Source organism: Halobacillus sp. A1, from assembly GCF_024189295.1.
Classification (GTDB): domain Bacteria; phylum Bacillota; class Bacilli; order Bacillales; family Halobacillaceae; genus Halobacillus_A.
On the sequence record NZ_JAIZEN010000001.1, the window covers coordinates 341096 to 358696 of the forward strand.

The following is a 17601-nucleotide window of genomic DNA, read 5'->3' on the forward strand; positions in this document are numbered from 1 at the left end:
CAATACAGATTTTTATCTTATCAATACCGCTTATCTCCCTTGTCTGGAAGATAGGTTTCGTTATTTTTGCTAGAGAAATAGGTTCTTGGAAATGGCTCGCTTTCCGCGGGGATGACGGCCAGCCTCCTCGATCTAACGATCTCCGGGGGCTAGCCAGTCCATCCATTCCCGCAGGAGTCTCCCCATTTCCAAGAACCTATTAAAAAAGTTTAAGGAACGAAACCATTATTAATTGATTACAAAGAGAGAGTTATGAATGTACACTATTAAGTTATTAGAACTTGTAGAAGAAAATTAGTACCTCCTGCTTGATATACTTGTTTTAGAAATATCCCTATTAATATTTCTACTCAAGTATAAGAATAAGATTACATGCTATAGTTGGTCATTTATGTGAGAGATGTAGATTATGGTTCAATTTATCCGTTAATTATAAATAGGTGGTTGCTGGAGTGGGCGAGACTTCTGTGGGAAGAGAGCTCACCTTAATCCAACGGAAAGTAAGCCCATTCCTGAAACCAATTTCCACTCATTAAGATGACGGCATTGGTATCGAGTCTACCCATTTTCACCTACTAATGAACATTAAAATAACGTGCTTCAGGGTGAGCAAAGACGATCGCTGTTACAGAAGCTTCAGGCTCCATCATACATTCCTCGGTCAGTTCCACTCCAATTTGTTCAGGCTTGATTAGCTTGAACAATTTCCTTTGATCTTCTAAGTCTGGGCATGCCGGGTATCCGAATGAATAGCGCTGTCCCTGGTATTTGGCGGAAAACCGCTCTTGCATTGTAAAATCTGTAGCGTCCGGAAACCCCCATTTATCCCGCATAAGCTGGTGCACATGTTCGGCTAAACCTTCTGCTGTCTCGAGGGCGAGAGCCTGCAGAGCATGGCTCTTCAAGTACTCGCCTTGATTTTTAAGTTCAACGGATTGCTCACGAATTCCTTTTCCAGCTGTGACGGAGAAGAAGCCGACGTAGTCCATCTCTCCGCTTGATACGGAGCGCAAATAATCGGCCAAACATAGAAAAGGCTCTCGGTTCTGTCTTGGGAACGTAAACCGTTCGATGATAGTTTTTTTATCGTTAGGATCGTAAATGATGACGTCATCTCCATCAGACTGGGCAGGAAAAAATTGATAAAGAGCTGATGGTTGAATTAAGGCTTCTTTCTGAGCTTTTATTATTAATTCATCTACGACCGATTTAAGGTGCAGCGCCTTTTCATTTTTTTCTTCCATCAGCTTAGAGAATTTGCCTTTTAATCCTAGGTGGTGGCCTATGAGCATTTGCATGTTGATGAATGGCTCAATATGGGCAACGGAATAATTGCGTAAAAGGTGCTGATTGAAATCGTGCGGCTTATAAATGGGCACGCGTTTGGATACGTTTGAGACCGGCTTTTCGATGACGGCGGTGGCGTTTTTGCTGACGGCGGCTTGTTTCGCTCCAAGTGCCACTGCTTTTTCCTGCTTTTCTTTTTGTTCTTGTATTAATAGCTCTCGGTCTTCCTTTTGACTTAATCGATTGGATAGAGAAAGACCATCCATAGCATCTTTAGCGTAAAATACGGTCCCGTCATACTGTGGAGCTATCTTAGTATTTGTGAACTTCCTGGAAAGCGCAGCTCCTCCCACCAAAATGGGAATATCTATTTTCTGTTGTTTCAAATCTTGTGCGGTCAGCACCATTTGCTGGGCCGACTTCACGAGTAAGCCGGACAGTCCTACAAAGTCCGGGTTTTCAGCCTTGATCTGAGCAATCAAATCTGTAGAAGTCACTTTTATTCCGAGGTCGACCACATCAAAACCGTTATTACTAAGAATGATATCGACGAGATTTTTACCAATGTCATGGACGTCACCTTTAACGGTTGCAAGAAGAACTTTGCCTTTTTTGTTTGAGGTATCGTCTTTTTCCATGTGCGGTTCAAGGTAAGCGACGGAAGTTTTCATAACCTCAGCACTTTGCAGAACCTCTGCTACAATAAGCTGGTTATCGTTGAACAGCCGCCCAACCTCAGCCATCCCTTCCATTAACGGACCGTTGATAATTTTTAAAGGCGTAGGGTATTCCTCCAAAGCTTTTTCCAGGTCAGGGAGTAATCCTTCTTTAGTCCCTTCCACCACATAATGAGCCAGTCGTTCAGGCAGGCTCATCGTAGAGGTGGGGGCCTTAACTTCCTTTTTCTTACCGCGGTAAAAGGCTGTGAAGTCGGCTAAGGTAGCATCTGTCGTTTCAAAAAGCAGCTTGTCAGCCTGGTCGATTTCATTCTGAGCAATTGATGCGAAGCGTTCCAGCTTTTCAGTATTAACTATCGCATAATCAAGTCCAGCTTTCGTACAGTGATACAGGTAGACTGCATTTAAAACTTCTCTTCCTACAGGAGGAAGGCCAAATGATACATTACTGACGCCAAGCACTGTTTGACAATTAGGTAACTTCTCTTTAATCAGCTTAATACCTTCGATCGTGGCATTAGCTGAACCTATATACTGCTCATCTCCAGTACCTACAGGGAAAACGAGGGGATCGAAGATGATATCTGATTCATCCAGTCCATAGTCCTTCACTAGTATATTTCGGGAACGAATGGCTATTTCTAATTTGCGTTCCGCTGTGACGGCCATCCCTTCTTCATCAATAGTCCCTACAACAACAGCTGCACCATATTGCTGGACTAAGGGCAGGATCTCTTCAAAACGTTCTTCACCGTCTTCTAGGTTTATGGAGTTAATGATCACTTTTCCTTGAGAGTAAGTAAGTGCTCTTTCGATGACTTCTACATCCGTGGAGTCGATAATTAAAGGCACTTTGACTTTATTGACGACTTGCTTCATGAATTCTTCCATATCACGGACTTCATCACGGTCAGGGTCAGCCAGGCAAATGTCGATGACCTGAGCCCCTTTTTTGACTTGAGCACGAGCGATTTCGGAGGCTTCTTCAAATTTCTCTTCTGCAATCAGCCGCTTAAATTTTCGTGAACCGATAACGTTCGTACGTTCACCAATTAAGATGGGGCGATCGTTTTTGTCCTCATAAATGAACGGCTCAATCCCGGACACGGCATGGGGGTGAGAGGCAGGAGCTTTTCTAGGGCTGTAACCTTTGACCGCCTCTGCAAGAGCAGTGATATGAGCTGGGGTCGTACCACAGCATCCACCTACCAGGTTCAGCCAGCCCTTTTCAGCAAAGCCTGCTATTTTTTCTGCTAATGATGCCGGGGTTTCATGGTAGTTCCCTTCTTCGTCAGGAAGACCGGCGTTCGGGTAACAGCTGACAGAGGTCGTGGCCAGGGTGGATAAAGAACGGATATGATCCCGCATGAACTCTGGTCCGGTTGCACAGTTAAGTCCGACTACGGTCGGTTTCATATGCTCAAGAGATAAGTAAAAGGCTTCAATGTTTTGTCCGGCAAGAGTGGTGCCCATCGGTTCAATCGTTCCTGAAACCATCAAGGGTACTTTTACATCAAGCTGCTTAAAAGCCCGTGTAATTCCACGATAAGCTGCTTTAACATTAAGCATATCCTGGGAAGTTTCGAGCAGCAGTAAATCGACTCCACCTTTTAGCAGACCTCTGGCTTGTTCTTCGTAAGCGTCAGTCAAATGTTCGAATGTTGTCCCGCCTGTAACGGACAACGTTTTTGTAGTGGGGCCAAGTGCGCCGGCTACAAATCTGGGGCGGTCTTCGGTAGAAAACTCCTCTGCCGCTTTCTTTGCGATTTCTGACGCTTTGATATTGATTTCCTCCGCTAAATGGCCAAGGTCATATTCATCAAGGACTAAATCCGTAGCACCAAAGGTATTCGTCTCGATGATATCTGCTCCCGCTTCCAAGTATTCTCGGTGTATTCTTTCAATGACGTCAGGAGATGTAATGTTTAAATATTCATTACATCCGTCATATAATTCACCTCCGAATTCTTCTGGGGTAAGTTCGGCATTTTGGAGCATCGTTCCCATCGCTCCATCAAGAACTAGTATTCTATTGGAAAGGTGTTGTTCGAATAGAGTGGTTTTCATTGATGGACGTCCTTTCTTTCTGCTTTGTTTTTTCTTTAATATAATAGGTCAGTGTTTCCGTGATTTCATAACGGAGGAAGGGCGTAATTAAGTAAATACCATTAAATAGTTCAACAGCGGCATCAATTAATGATTTAGCGATGGCTATTCCTTCAGATTGAGCTGAGGCAGGATCGTGACTGAACTCTTCCATTCGCTGTCTTATGTCATCTGACAGGCTAATGCCGGGCACTTCATTATGCAGAAATTCAGCGTTGCGGGAACTTGTCAAAGGCATGATGCCGATATAAATCGGTGCTTCGATATGTTTCGTAGCTTCATAAACTTCTTTGATTTGTTCCACGCTGTAAACGGGCTGACTGATGAAATAGTCAGCACCATATTTGATTTTCTTCTCAAGGCGTCCTACGGCCCGGTTCAGATTGCGGACGTTAGGATTGAAGGCGGCAGCGACGGAAAAATTCGTTTTTGTTCCTAGTGATTTTCCCGAAAATGAGATTCCCTCGTTCAGCTGTTTAATGTAATGAATCAAGTCAAAAGATGATAAATCATAAACAGATGTCGCACCAGGGAAATCACCAATCTTAGTCGGATCACCTGTGACTGCCAAAACCTCAGTAATTCCTAAAGTATGCAGTCCCATCAAATGGGATTGCAGTCCGATAAGGTTGCGGTCACGGCATGCAATATGAACGAGAGGGTTAATGGCGTATTTTTGCTGGATAATGGAGGCGATGACCGAATTACTGATTCGCGGGGTAGCCAATGAGTTATCAGCGAGCGTCACGGAATCGACACCGGCATCTCTCAGGGCTTGAGCACCTTTCATGTATCGATCTGTATTCAATTTTTTCGGTGGATCCAATTCCACGATTACGGAAGGTCTTTTCGCTGCGATTTCATGGAGGTGGGGATGCACTTGTTTTTGCTCTCGGGGTTCTTCCACAGTAATCGTTTCAGCTGGAATATTTTTGGACTTGATCGGCTGTTTTCCTTTTACTTCCTTTACTATCGCTGCAACATGTTCGGGGGTCGTTCCACAACATCCTCCGATAAGCCGGGCCCCTTGTTCATAAAGTGAACGGGCACTGGCTTTAAAGTAATCAGCGTCTGTCTTGTATACGAGTCTTCCATCCTGATAAGATGGTAAGCTGGCGTTCGGGTAAGCGGAGAGCACAGCTTTCTTTGGCAAAGGAACAGCTTCCAGCGCCCGGGTCATATGATAAGGTCCGAGACGGCAATTAACTCCGACCACGTCAGCACCATATTCCTCAAGTATGTTCAAAGCCTTATGGAGTGGAGTGCCGTCCTGTAAGACTCCAGGTTCATGCATAGATACTTGAGCTATGATAGGAAGACTCGTTTCTTTTAGCGCGATTTGTAAGACGGTCGTTAACTCTTCTAAATCATAGAACGTTTCGAATAACAGACCATCGACCTCTTCAAATAACATGCAGTACAATTGCTCCCGGAAACTCCGCTTAATTTCTTCAATGGTTACAGCCTGCTTTTTGATCGCGCGTATGCCGCCTATCGTTCCGACAACAAAGTTATCTTCTTTCGCTGCTTGTTTCGCGATTCTTATTGCGGCAGTGTTGATTTCTTTTACTTTATCTTCCAAACCATATCTTGATAATTTAACGTAATTTGCCCCATAAGTATTGGTTTGTAAAACATCAGCTCCAGCCTCTACGTATGCTTTGTGGACGTTACGTACTTCACTTTCATGAGAAAGGTTCAGTTCTTCAAAGCATTGGTCAATCCCATAAGAATATAGTAATGTCCCTAAAGCGCCTTCTCCTACTAGAGTTCGGTCTTGTAATGCATCTTTCAAATTCATGGTTATCCTCCAATCATCTGATGGTGCGGCGTTTTAGTGCCTGCACAAAAACAAAAAAGCCTTCTTAAGAAGAAGACTTTTGATTATAAATCCTTCTTCTTATCTTCCAAGTTTTAAAAACTTGCTGGATTTAGCACCATACTGTTAAAAACAGTGGTTGCTGAGGTATCGACGGGCCAGTCCCTACACCTCTCGAGATAAGAAATCTATGAAATTTTGTAAGCGTCATTTTATTGAGTGTTGCGACTTACACTACACTAATAAATGTAAGTTATCAAGGAAATATTCATAATTTTTGTATATTTTAAAAAATGGGGATCTTAAAAAATATACAGTTGAACCAACTCATTCCAAAACAAGTAGGTAGATCGATTTATGGAATGTTATAATTTTCTATTTTATCTAATCACAATGTATCGAATATTCTTAATATTAAATCATCGGTTGTATATTTCTGTTATACTATTTTAAAGCTTGAGATAAGCCTTGTTTACACTGAAAAAATTGAATATTCTTAAATTAAATATCGCTGTTGAATTTTTATACAAGTGAATGTATGATTAACAAATTGAATCAACATTTTTGAGCACAATGAACTATTAATTATGCAAAAAATATTCATTATCGGAGGGTTTATTATGGAATTGGAAAAGCAAGATCCTGACCACGGAACGGGGAGTTATACATCGAAACAACTGATGAAGTTTTTAATACCTTCCATTATTGGGGTGCTTCTCTTTTTAGTACCTGTATCTTTTAATGGGTCGGTCACTATTGGGTTAGGAATAATGGCAGATGGACTTCAAGCAGCTATCTCTGATTACATTCCACTATTCATGACAATTGTGCTTTGGACTTCGGTTCTAGGCAGTCTTCTTATTAAAACGATTAGCAGCCCGGCGATACGCAATCATAAATTTTTATCTAGTTTATTTGATATCGGGTTATTTTGGATCGTTCTTCGTTTACTCGGAGCCGTATTTGCAACACTGACTCTGACAGGTACGGGGCCGGAAGTGATTTCTTCGGAATTAACGGGACAAGTTGTCCTGTTTGATTTAATTCCGGTTCTGATGGTTTGGTTTTTATTCGCTAGTTTATTCATGCCTTTACTCTTAGAATTTGGGTTGATGGACTTTATCGGTTCAGTAGTTCGTAAAATTATGCAGCCTTTATTCAAGCTTCCGGGACGATCATCTGTTGATGCGTTGGCTTCCTGGATGGGAAGCGGTACGGTCGGGGTTTTACTTACAACCCAGCAGTATGAAGGAGGCTATTATACGAAAAGGGAAGCAGCCGTTGTTGCGACTAACTTTTCAATCGCTTCTATCGCTTTCAGTCTTATCATCGCTAGATTCTTAGAAATAGACGATATGTTTGTGCAGTTCTATTTTACTGTAGCTGTCTGTGGTATCATTGCAGCAGTCATCTGCCCGCGGATTCCTCCGCTTTCCAGAAAGAAGAACTCTTATTATGAACCAGCAGGTAAGCAGATTGATGAAGCCGTTCCTGCAGGTATTTCAACTTTTCGCTGGGGAGTGGACCAGGCAGTAAGAAAAGCGGATCAAGTAAAGAGCGCACGTGATGTGATTAGTCGTGGAATATTCAATGTAGCGGATATATGGCTGGGTTTGATTCCGTTGGTCATGGCTTTAGGTACGATCGCTTTGATCATAGCTGAATTTACTCCTGTATTTACGTTCTTATCGTATCCATTCATTCCATTTTTGAACCTTCTGCAGATTCCTGAAGCTGCAGAAGCTGCTCCGGCAATGATCGTTGGTTTCGCAGATATGTTTCTTCCTGCAGTTATAGGAGCCGGTATTGAATCAGAGCTGACGCGCTTTGTTATTGGTGTCATGTCACTTACTCAGCTCGTATATATGTCGGAAATCGGGATTTTGCTGATCAAGTCAAAAATTCCATTGAACCTATTGGAACTGTTCATCATTTTCTTACAGCGTACGATAGTGACTTTACCGATCGCTGCACTTATGGCTCACCTGTTATTCTTTTAAACCGCATGAAAATATGAATGAGAAATGTTGGAGGAGGTTGTTGTCTTATGGGGAAAGATTGGAGTCATTTAGTAGAAAATATGGCGAATCGCTTAGCGCCGAGCATGGCGAAGGACCACCCGAACTTACCAGTGGTAAAAGAAGAAGGTTGTTACTATTATGGAGTGGATGGCAAGCAATATTTGGATTTCACTTCAGGAATAGCGACTACGAACGTTGGTCACCGGCATCCGAAAGTCGTCGAGGCGATTAAAGAGGGGGCCGACCAATTAGGCCACGGCCCTTCCGGAGTGATTATCTATGAGTCGATTTTAAAATTGGCTGATCGATTGGCAGAAATCATGCCAGGAGAACTGGATTGTTTCTTTTTTGGAAATAGTGGAGCTGAAGCTATAGAAGGAGCGATCAAGCTCGCGAAGCATGTAACAGAACGACCGTATATCGTTTCATTCATTGGTGGATTTCACGGCCGCTCAATGGGAGCACTGAGCGTGACTAGTTCGAAGAGTAAATATCGTAAATTTTTGAATCCGAGTGGGTCTTACCAGATTCCTTATGCCCAAGTTGACGAAAGTCCAGAAGGAGTGGACCCTGAAAAATATGTCGTTGAGCAATTAGAGAAAGATTTCGAACGCTTGTTTGCTCACCAGGTGACTCCTGACGAGGTAGCCGCTGTGCTCGTTGAACCAGTCCTTGGAGAAGGCGGCTATGTTGTTCCTCCAAAAGCATGGTTGAAAAAAATAAGGGAGCTTTGTGACGATCACAACATTCTGCTTATATTTGATGAAGTACAAACAGGATTCGGACGGACTGGGGAGTGGTTCGCCTCCCAAACCTTTGACGTCACACCTGATATTATGGCGATTGCTAAAGGGATAGCTAACGGGATGCCATTAAGTGCTACGGTAGCTTCCAATGAACTTATGAAGCAGTGGCCTCTCGGAAGCCATGCTACGACTTTTGGAGGCAATCCGATAGCCTGCTGCGCAGCTAATGCTGTGCTGGATGTTATTGAAGAGGAAGACCTGCTTTCGAATACGAAAAAAGTAGGAGCATACGCAGCAGACAAGCTGCAGGAATTAAAAACGAAGCATCCGGTCATCGGGCGAGTAAGATCTGTTGGGCTGATGATTGGAATTGAAATTATCGATCCGGTAACTGGAGCACCTAATAGTGAGGGGCTTTTCAGAATATTAGATACCGCTCTTGAAAATGGAGTGCTCTTTTACTTCGGAGGAAATCAAACAGAAATCATCCGTATGATTCCACCCCTGACTGTATCTAAAGAACAAATAGATGAAGGGTTACGTATGTTTGATGAGGCATTGACTGTCTACGAAGAAGAAATAGGTGCAGCTAGCCATTAAAAAGCCTGACCAGGAAGGGGGATGCCCCTCTGGTCAGGCTTCATCTTTTATTTGACGATTAATACAGGACATTTAGCATGCTGCGCCACATTGTTGCTGACGCTTCCGAGAAAGAATTTCTTCACGTTGCCTAAGCCCCGATTTCCAACGATGATCAAATCGATATCATGCTGCTCAGCATATTCACAAATTTTATGACCGAGGTTACCCTCACGATTGCTGACGAGAACATCAGTTATGATAGGCTGATGAACGGTTTTGAACTCTTCCTTGATCGCTGCGAGTTCGGATCTGTAATTCTCAGCTAATTCCGTACCAATTGACTCTGAGATCTTTTGGTTTGTGAAGGGACCTGTCGGTTTGATGACGGAGATAACGTGTACTCGTGATTCACTATTGGCAGATTCTTTGGTCAGTGCTTCTCGAACCGCTTTCTTGCTCAACTCTGAACCATCGTATGCTACTAAAATGTTTTCTTTCATTATAAACACCTTCCTTGGAGTTATAACTTAAGTTTTCCTACTTTCATTTTACCATACATTTACTGTATTTCTCATCTATAATCTGTGTAAGGTCTAAGCGAGCATTGTATTGGATAGAATGGAAGTAAACAGTGATTTCAGGTGGTAGCGTATGAGGATGTTATGTATTGATGGAGGCGGAATCAGAGGCGTATTGCCGATTGCCGTTCTTAGGGAATTAGAAAAAGAAACGGGTTGTATGATCGGAGAGAAATTCGACTTGATTGCGGGGACGAGTACGGGTTCAATTATCGGGGCTTCTATCGCATTGGATAAAAGCATGGAAGACATTCTCGGGTATTACGAGACTTATGGAGAAAAAATTTTTAAGCGGCAGGCTAAAGTGGGACTTATGAAGAGTGTATACAGCGATGAAGATTTACGTTTGTTGCTTAAAGAAGCTTTCGGTGGATTAGTTTTATCCGATGTAAAGAAACCCCTTTTGATTCCCGCTGTAGATCTTACTCATGGGAAACCCTATATACATCGTAGTCATAACATTGAATCAGAACATGACGACCGAAGTATTCCACTTTGGGATGCCGTTTTGTCTTCATGTTCAGCACCCGTTTATTTTCCGCCAAATAACGTGAACAGCCGCTATCTATCAGTTGATGGTGGACTATGGGCGAATAACCCATCGCTCGTGTGCGTTACGGAAGCTATACATTTCTTTAAAAAAAGTTTAGCTGATATCGAAATTTTTTCGCTCGGAACAGGCAAACAAGAAATACAATTTACCCATCATGAGAAATATTGGGGGCTTCGGCATTGGATGCCGCTGCAGCTTCCGTCTGTGAAGGCGAAGCCTAAACTACTGGATTTGGCATTGAATCTATCTTCCGAATCAGTGTCTTACCATACTCAGCTGCTGCTAGGCGAGAATTATCTTCGCATCAATGAAGAGTTGAAGAAGGAGATTTCGTTTGATGAAGTCAGTTGTATGGATGAATTAGTTCAATTAGGTAAAGATCTTTTTCACAGACATAGATCTGATATACTGGGTTTCCTTAACTGAAAAAGACGCATAATCGGCCGTATCCTAACGCAAACTTAGCACATCCAGTCTGAAATGCCTGATAAATTGTCTAACAATTTATCAGGCGTTTTTTTTTGGCTCTAAAGATTTTTTTACAACTATATGAGCATTAGATGTTTCCCGTGTTCTCACAATTGGCAAGAAGGAACGGGTAATTGCTATGTAAGGATCTTACATGGTGAGAATACAGGGCCTTAGCTCTAGGAAGGTCACCGTACGTCCATGGAAAGAGAGTGATTTTCGGTCGGACCTTCAATCTCTATTTTAGTAACGGAAACTTTTAGAATATCTCACAACCAAGTCAATAAGGAGGTTTAGATTAATAACTTAAAATGTTTTAAGCAAAATCTTTGGAAGAAGCATATTCATCTTTGTTTTTTCGTAACAGGTTACGTACAATAGTTCTATAGTATCAGTCATTAATGGTTTAAAGGGTTTGAAAGAGCTTCATTTAGGAAAATACTCTTACTATAAACCTCGATCAATGAGATGCCCTTTTTCAATAATAGAGTTAGAGCTTAGTGATGCATTTTCTAAGAAATAGGTTTTGTATAGAAAAGAGGGAACATCCATGATGGTGAATATTGAGGAATTCATACTTAATGCCAGTATTTTAATTACAATCATTTATTTATCAGCTTTTTTGCATAAACAGTTTCTTGTCAATTTGAATAACCGAATGAAAGTCCTCATCTTCATCACTTTCTCAATTTTAGCGGGATGGTCGTCGATGTTCTTTGGAATTCACTTAGGAGATGCGGTGATTTTCGATCTCCGTTTCATTCCCATCATTATTGCGACATTGTTTGCAAAGAAGCCCTGGCATATAGTCGTTGTCGGTACAGGCATAGGGATACTTCGTTTCACTTTTGGAATCAGTGAAGCGGCAATAGTTGGCTTCATTAATATGCTACTCCTTTCTTTAACAGGTTTATTGATGAACAAATACTTGGCACAATGGTCATTCGTAAAAAAAAAAATATTTGTCTCCATAGGCTTGAATGTATTGAATTCCTTCGTCATCGCGATGCTTGGAGTATTCCCTCTGCAAGATTATTTACGGTCGATCATTCCTATAGCGATGCCTATGAGTATCACACTTAGTTTATTTTTATCATGGATGGTCAAGGATTTGGCAGAGGAATCAGCTTCGAAGAAAGATTTATTAGAAAAAGCGAGCAGAGATCCACTCACTAAACTTTATAATCGTCGTGCATTTATGAGATTTTATGAAGAATACGCATTGGAAAAGGAGAAATGTTCACCACTTGCTGTTTCTATCATTGATATCGACTTTTTCAAGAAAGTGAACGATACTCATGGTCATGTCACCGGTGACCTGGTTCTCCAGCGAATGAGCGAGTTGTTCACAGAAAATTTGAGAAGTATTGATATCATAGCTAGATATGGGGGAGAGGAGTTTGTGGTGCTTCTGCCTCATTGTGATCAGGGTGCAGCAGAGAAGGCGATGGAGAGGGTCAGAGCAGCTATTGAAGAGGAAACGTTTCTAGTCAACGGACTGCAGCTTCAGGTTACGGTATCAATTGGAGTGGCCACTTCCCTGAATGTAGAAATGGAATACTTGATTAATGCGGCAGACAAAGCTTTATATGAAGCGAAAAATGCGGGGAGAAACCGAGTTTTGAGTTATAAAATGGATAATATAGGAAGTGAACAGTTAATGAAAAAAGTTCAACAAAAAATCTCAGCTTTAGAGAACAATATTCCCTTAAATAAATAACAGGTCAGCCTTCGGGGCTGACCTGTTTCTTTTCATTCTTTACTCGTTCCAAGCACGGCTGCATACTGCCAATCATCGGTGATCACAAATTTCTCTCCATCCCACTTAAGAGGAGATTGAATTAATCCAATTCCATCCGCGTTATATCGTCCGGCTATTCTTTGAAAAGCAAACAGCTCATAAACCCCATCACCGTCAAAATCGACAGGATAAGCTGTATTCAGGCTTGAGACCCAGCCTTGGACAGGAAGTTTCAAAGTGCCGTCCGAATTATATATTTCCGATAAATATTCTGAACCGCGGTTACTGATGTCGAGGATGTAGTAGAGATTCAGCGTCTGGTTCGTTACGAGTACTTTATAGTTGTTTTGGTACATTACATCATACAAGTATTGGGAATTAAACGTTTCATAATTGAATAGCTCTTTAGGGCGGTTATTCAAAAAAGAATAGATATAATAATAATAGAATCCACCGCTTCCCCCGGAATTTATACTCACTAAAATGTCATCAATTCGATCGCCAGTAAAATCTCCTAAAAATAAAGCAGGATCGTAACCTGCATTTGATTCCAGAGGAATACTGTAAAAATCTTCGGTTCCTCCGGTCTGAATGACTAGAGTGATATTTGTGGTGAACGGACTATCGGTTCCATTCGGTTTTAGACCAGTCAAATAAACGTTGTCCAACACACCATTTCCATTAACATCTCCTTGAGCAAATGCAAGGACAGAGGGCTGAGTCATAGGACGTGTATCATAAGGATTCATGGGATCCTCCTTCTTAAACTGACCGGCTGCAGCGGTGTAGGTATAGAGCATCGTATGCCTAAGGAAGGTATTCGGTTAATAGAAAGATCTGTTCCATGGAAGGGGGCTGGAAAATCTTCGAATCATTTGAAGAAAGCCCCTCATCATCATAATAAGGTGATTGGAAGGCCTCAAAATAAAAGTGGTAAAAGAGGAGGATTACCACTTTTTGTAGACGTTCTGCTTCATGATGGTATATGCTTAAAGGTAAGCAATACATAGAAAAGGAGCAGTATGCATGTCTATTAGTAAACGATTCATCAGTTTAAATATCACCATCGTTTTAATTCCTGCCATTTTATTTTTAGCTATTGAAGCTTATCTGCTTTTATATATGTTCGATTTTAGCGTAGAAGGAAATAACCAGCTGGCGTTCGTATCGATCCATCTGGGTGGAATGCTCTTGCTTATTTTACTAGCGAACGGGTTGTTTTTGTATTATGCAATGAAAAACTTCATTCGTCCGATGAAGCAATTGACAAAATCGGCTGAAGAAATCAGTGCAGGTGAGACGGAGACAGACACTCCTATTGAACGAATGAGAAAAGATGAAGTGGGAAAACTTGCCGATTCATTTGAACGTATGAGGCTTCAATTAGTGGAATCGAATGAAGTTCAGGGCAAATACGCGGAGAACCGGGAAAAGCTGTTGCTGAATATGTCAAATGAGTTAAAAATCCCGGTGACCTTTATTAAAGAACAAATCGAATGGATTCTGAGTGGAAAGGCCAATAAAGATGACATACTCACTTCTATAAGAGCCATTCATGTGAAATCTATTGTATTAGACCGCTTAATTGAAGAGCTGTTCCAGCATTCTGAATTGGATATGGGCCGCCTCGCCTTTGATTTCAAAAGAGTCGAATTACGATCTTTCCTTGTGGAAATTATGGAGGAGTTCCAAGTGGAATGGGAAGAGATAGCTTTTACATTCAAGGCGGAAAAAGTCCAGCCATATGAAGCGAAGGCCGATCCAAAGCAGCTGAGAAGAGTCATCATCCACCTTCTGAATAACAGCCTGAAGCATATGGAGAAAGATTTGAAGATGGTTGACGTTTATTTAACTGAAAACAAAGGGGTCATTTCAATTGAAGTGACGGATAACGGACCGGGGATTCTCAGTCATGATCTGCCGCATATTTTTGAATTGTTTTATCAATCTCAAGAAGCCAAGAAATTTTCAGAAGGAGGGAGCGGACTCGGTCTGCCTATTTCCAAACGAATTATTGAAGAACATGATGGCGAAATAAAGGCGGAAAGCCGAATCGGACATGGGACGACGATGACGATTCAATTGCCCAGTGATAAACTTTAAACAAGTGAGCCGAGTGAGAAAACCAAAGGTTTTGCACTCGGCTTTTTAAAGCTACAACTTGTAAATGCTTATTGTACATTAAATAGAAGTGTGTGCCAAAATCATGAAGAGAAAAATCTCTAAAAAACTTACCCTCAAGTGAAGATTTTCACTCTAAGAAAAGCCTTGTTAGTCGTGTTTAAAGCCTTCTTGTTCTAAAAAATCGGCCGCTTCTTCGTAGGAATTGAACGTCCCCTCTAAATTTTCACCAGCATACACATTGTAGCCGTCTTCTTCGCGCATAAGAATGAGTAATTGATCATCATCGTTCATCCATTCCTCAAGAACAGGGTCCTTTTCAACTGGAGTAGATGCTAAAGAATCAATGGCTTCACGTACAATGGCGTGCAGTTCCTTGGCATCAAAATCACGGATGTTGACCATACCTCGATCATCGACGGGATAGCCTTCCATTTCACCAGCATATACAAAACCATTCCCATTAGGGTGCAGGTGATAGACGACATTCTTTTTATCATACAAACTTTCTTCAAAATGAAAATTCACTCTGCCGAGTGAGACGTTTTTTTTCTCTAACTCTTCAAACTCTTCAATCACCGCAATTTTTTCTTCAAAACTTAACATGTGGTACCTCCATAGGAACGTAGTAATTTTTTAATTATAGCACAGCTGGGTGCTGCTAAGAAAATAACATTGTGGATTGTCGGTATACATGGTATAGTAATGAAGCGATGAGCTGTTTGTGTAAGACGAAGTATATGCCACAAGGCTAAACGACGAATGTGGTCGTCGGTACATTCGCGTCAAAGATCGAAAAGCTTTCCCTGAAATACGGGAAAGCTTTTTTTTGTTGGTTAAAAGTATGTAACTTCGTGTAAAATGGAGGTAAATCCACCTTTTTCTATAGCTATTTGTGATATAGTTACATCAACTGATTCATAAGGACGGTGAAAGCCTTGTTTTTAACTGTGGAAGAAACAGCTGAGTATTTGGATGTGCCTGAAGCGTATGTGGAAAATCTAATTCGAGAACAAAAAGTACGCACGATCCACGATGGGGCCCAATATTTAATTAATCAAAATCAATTCGCCTCCTATTTCGATCAGATTCAGAAATATCGTGACATGATCGAAGAATACTTGAACGAACCTATTCCTAAAGATCCTGATATAAAAGATGAAGATTAATAATGCACTGAAATGAATGATTCCCTTACCCTTGTTTCTACACAAAGGAAACGATCTTAGGCGACCAGGGTGTTTTAATTGAATAACTCTTATACAGAAGTAATGCTCAGAGCCACATAGAATGGGACTCTGAGCATTTTTTCGTGTTATATACCATGCTGATCAAAATGAAAAGTAAATTGTTATTTATTTTGTGACACTTTCTTTTCCTGTCATTAAATCCGGAAGTTTTTACTTAACAGCGATCGCTTCGATTTCTACCTTAGCGCCTTTAGGCAGCTTGCTGACTTCAACCGCTGCTCTTGCAGGATAGGGTTCGCTAAGATAACTTGCGTATACTTCATTTACTATCGCAAAATCATCCATAGAATCAAGATAAATATTAGCTTTTGCGATATTTTTATAAGTCAGCCCTGCTTCTTCGAGAATAGCACCAAGGTTTTTCATCACTTGATGTGCTTGTTCTTCTACATTTTCAGAAACAAATTCCATAGTCTCAGGATTAAGAGGGATTTGACCTGAAATGAAAATAAGATTACCAACATCAGCAGCTTGAGAGTAAGGTCCAATGGCTGCAGGTGCTTGATCAGTAGCTAGTGGTTTGAACATATGATCTTCTCCTTTTATGTAAGTTATCTTCATCCTACCACGAGTAATCTATAAATCTAAATGATAATGAATTTAGAAATGCAAAGGTTGATATAATTTCCCGGGAAATGTATGAATTTGTAGTAATTTACGAGTAATAGAAATATGGTAGTTGAAGGGAAGAATAGCGGACGCTCGACTGTTCGTAAGGCGAACAATTTTTAAGGTGTGTAAGAGGATATTCAGGTGAAAGGGTCGAAAGGGTATGGTAAGAGTTTAGAGAGGTAAATCCATGGCAGTAACCATTTAACAGGTGTGCTTACTTTCTTGTTCAAAGAATTCGTGTCTCGTTTGTTTTTGCAAAAGTTCACTCAATGGGGGGGGATTAACGAAAATATGGATGAGGGGGATACGTTACAAACTACTTAAGAAATCATTCGTATTATTGTAATCACGGAGTACTTTACTTCTATCAGGTGGGGCTTTAATAAATTTTTATGTGATGGATCTGGAGTGGAAGATTACTTTCATGGGATCGTGTCCTGCTGTTCATCATTTTTGTCTGGTACAGAAACAGGTGGCAACTCTCAGGACGATATACAGGTGAAGGGAAAGAAAGGCTTTCTGGAGAGTGGAGTAATGTGCTGGTTGCGAGCGGGATTGTAGTTATGCTGCTCACTTTCATAATAAGTATGACTACATAAGGAGTATTTCATTTATAAGTAATATGGACCTTAATAATCATTGCAGTGAATATTATAATAGAAAAGCGAACATGTTTATGTCGATAGGGGGGATATTGTGGCTAATAGTTTTTATTATACTTCATATGAACAGGACAAGAAGAAAAAATTCAATATCATTTCTCTCATATTATTAGGAAGTTTTCTTCTCCTATTTTCTTTGATGGTCAGCGGTTTCTCTTACTGGGGATTTGGAAGAATAGCTTTTTTCGTCATGGTTCTCCTGCCTTTAACGGGAGCGTTCTTCGCTTTTAAAGGAACAGGTTGGGCTAGATGGTTGTTGTTTTTGATAAACGGCTCCGCTTTTATAATGATGGTTTATATATTGCTCACGGCTCTTGGAATCACGGGAGGATAATATAGTTAAGGACACAGTAACAGGGCTGTGTCTTTTTCTTTGTT

At 41.1% G+C, this 17601-nt stretch carries 13 protein-coding genes and 1 riboswitch; of the genes, 7 read left to right on the forward strand and 6 right to left on the reverse strand.

The genetic code is table 11. The annotated features are described in order from the left end of the window. Positions 1 to 575 precede the first annotated feature (575 nt). Together metH and LF817_RS01570 are read right to left on the reverse strand one after the other, a co-directional pair. Positions 576 to 4031 (reverse strand): methionine synthase, encoded by a 3456-nt coding sequence (metH, locus tag LF817_RS01565; protein ID WP_253934000.1) that lies wholly within the window; start codon positions 4029 to 4031, stop codon positions 576 to 578. After that, positions 3994 to 5871, reverse strand: coding sequence for a bifunctional homocysteine S-methyltransferase/methylenetetrahydrofolate reductase (locus tag LF817_RS01570; protein WP_253934001.1), 1878 nt, complete (start codon positions 5869 to 5871; stop codon positions 3994 to 3996). Before LF817_RS01570 ends, metH begins: the two co-directional genes overlap by 38 nt. A gap of 96 nt (positions 5872 to 5967) precedes the next feature. Then, positions 5968 to 6075, reverse strand: a riboswitch (SAM riboswitch). Between the two features lie 434 nt (positions 6076 to 6509). Here LF817_RS01570 and LF817_RS01575 point away from each other — a divergent pair. Both LF817_RS01575 and LF817_RS01580 read left to right on the forward strand, forming a co-directional pair. After that, positions 6510 to 7889, forward strand: coding sequence for a YjiH family protein (locus LF817_RS01575; RefSeq protein ID WP_253934002.1), 1380 nt, complete (start codon positions 6510 to 6512; stop codon positions 7887 to 7889). Positions 7890 to 7936: 47 nt separating this feature from the next. Beyond that, positions 7937 to 9256: an aspartate aminotransferase family protein gene (locus tag LF817_RS01580; RefSeq protein WP_253934003.1), complete on the forward strand. Its 1320-nt coding sequence runs from the start codon at positions 7937 to 7939 to the stop codon at positions 9254 to 9256. 47 nt (positions 9257 to 9303) lie between these two features. Here LF817_RS01580 and LF817_RS01585 read toward each other — a convergent pair whose 3' ends face one another. Beyond that, a complete protein-coding gene (locus tag LF817_RS01585; RefSeq protein ID WP_253934004.1) occupies positions 9304 to 9738 on the reverse strand; it encodes a universal stress protein in 435 nt (144 codons plus the stop codon). 151 nt (positions 9739 to 9889) lie between these two features. Here LF817_RS01585 and LF817_RS01590 point away from each other — a divergent pair, with 151 nt between their 5' ends. Next, positions 9890 to 10795 carry a CBASS cGAMP-activated phospholipase gene (locus tag LF817_RS01590; protein WP_253934005.1) on the forward strand — a complete coding sequence of 302 codons (906 nt, stop codon included), beginning with the start codon at positions 9890 to 9892 and terminating at the stop codon, positions 10793 to 10795. A 592-nt stretch (positions 10796 to 11387) separates the two neighbouring features. Further along, complete coding sequence (locus LF817_RS01595) at positions 11388 to 12557, forward strand: diguanylate cyclase (protein ID WP_253934006.1); 1170 nt, start codon at positions 11388 to 11390, stop codon at positions 12555 to 12557. Between the two features lie 32 nt (positions 12558 to 12589). Here the strand turns inward: LF817_RS01595 and LF817_RS01600 are convergent, their stop codons facing one another. Continuing rightward, on the reverse strand, positions 12590 to 13327 hold the full coding sequence (locus tag LF817_RS01600; protein ID WP_253934007.1) for a VCBS repeat-containing protein: 738 nt from the start codon (positions 13325 to 13327) through the stop codon (positions 12590 to 12592). A 277-nt stretch (positions 13328 to 13604) separates the two neighbouring features. On the opposite strand from LF817_RS01600, the gene LF817_RS01605 reads away from it, so the two are divergent. Continuing rightward, positions 13605 to 14681, forward strand: a complete 1077-nt coding sequence (locus LF817_RS01605; protein ID WP_253934008.1) for a HAMP domain-containing sensor histidine kinase — start codon at positions 13605 to 13607, stop codon at positions 14679 to 14681. Between the two features lie 168 nt (positions 14682 to 14849). On the opposite strand, the gene LF817_RS01610 is transcribed toward LF817_RS01605, so the two are convergent. Next, positions 14850 to 15305, reverse strand: coding sequence for a hypothetical protein (locus tag LF817_RS01610; RefSeq protein WP_253934009.1), 456 nt, complete (start codon positions 15303 to 15305; stop codon positions 14850 to 14852). 332 nt (positions 15306 to 15637) lie between these two features. Between LF817_RS01610 and LF817_RS01615 the strand changes: the two genes are divergently transcribed. Further along, positions 15638 to 15868 carry a helix-turn-helix domain-containing protein gene (locus LF817_RS01615; RefSeq protein WP_253934010.1) on the forward strand — a complete coding sequence of 77 codons (231 nt, stop codon included), beginning with the start codon at positions 15638 to 15640 and terminating at the stop codon, positions 15866 to 15868. Between the two features lie 231 nt (positions 15869 to 16099). Here LF817_RS01615 and LF817_RS01620 read toward each other — a convergent pair whose 3' ends face one another. After that, complete coding sequence (locus tag LF817_RS01620) at positions 16100 to 16477, reverse strand: RidA family protein (protein WP_253934011.1); 378 nt, start codon at positions 16475 to 16477, stop codon at positions 16100 to 16102. Between the two features lie 780 nt (positions 16478 to 17257). Between LF817_RS01620 and LF817_RS01625 the strand changes: the two genes are divergently transcribed. After that, complete coding sequence (locus LF817_RS01625; RefSeq protein WP_253934012.1) at positions 17258 to 17557, forward strand: hypothetical protein; 300 nt, start codon at positions 17258 to 17260, stop codon at positions 17555 to 17557. Positions 17558 to 17601 lie beyond the last annotated feature (44 nt).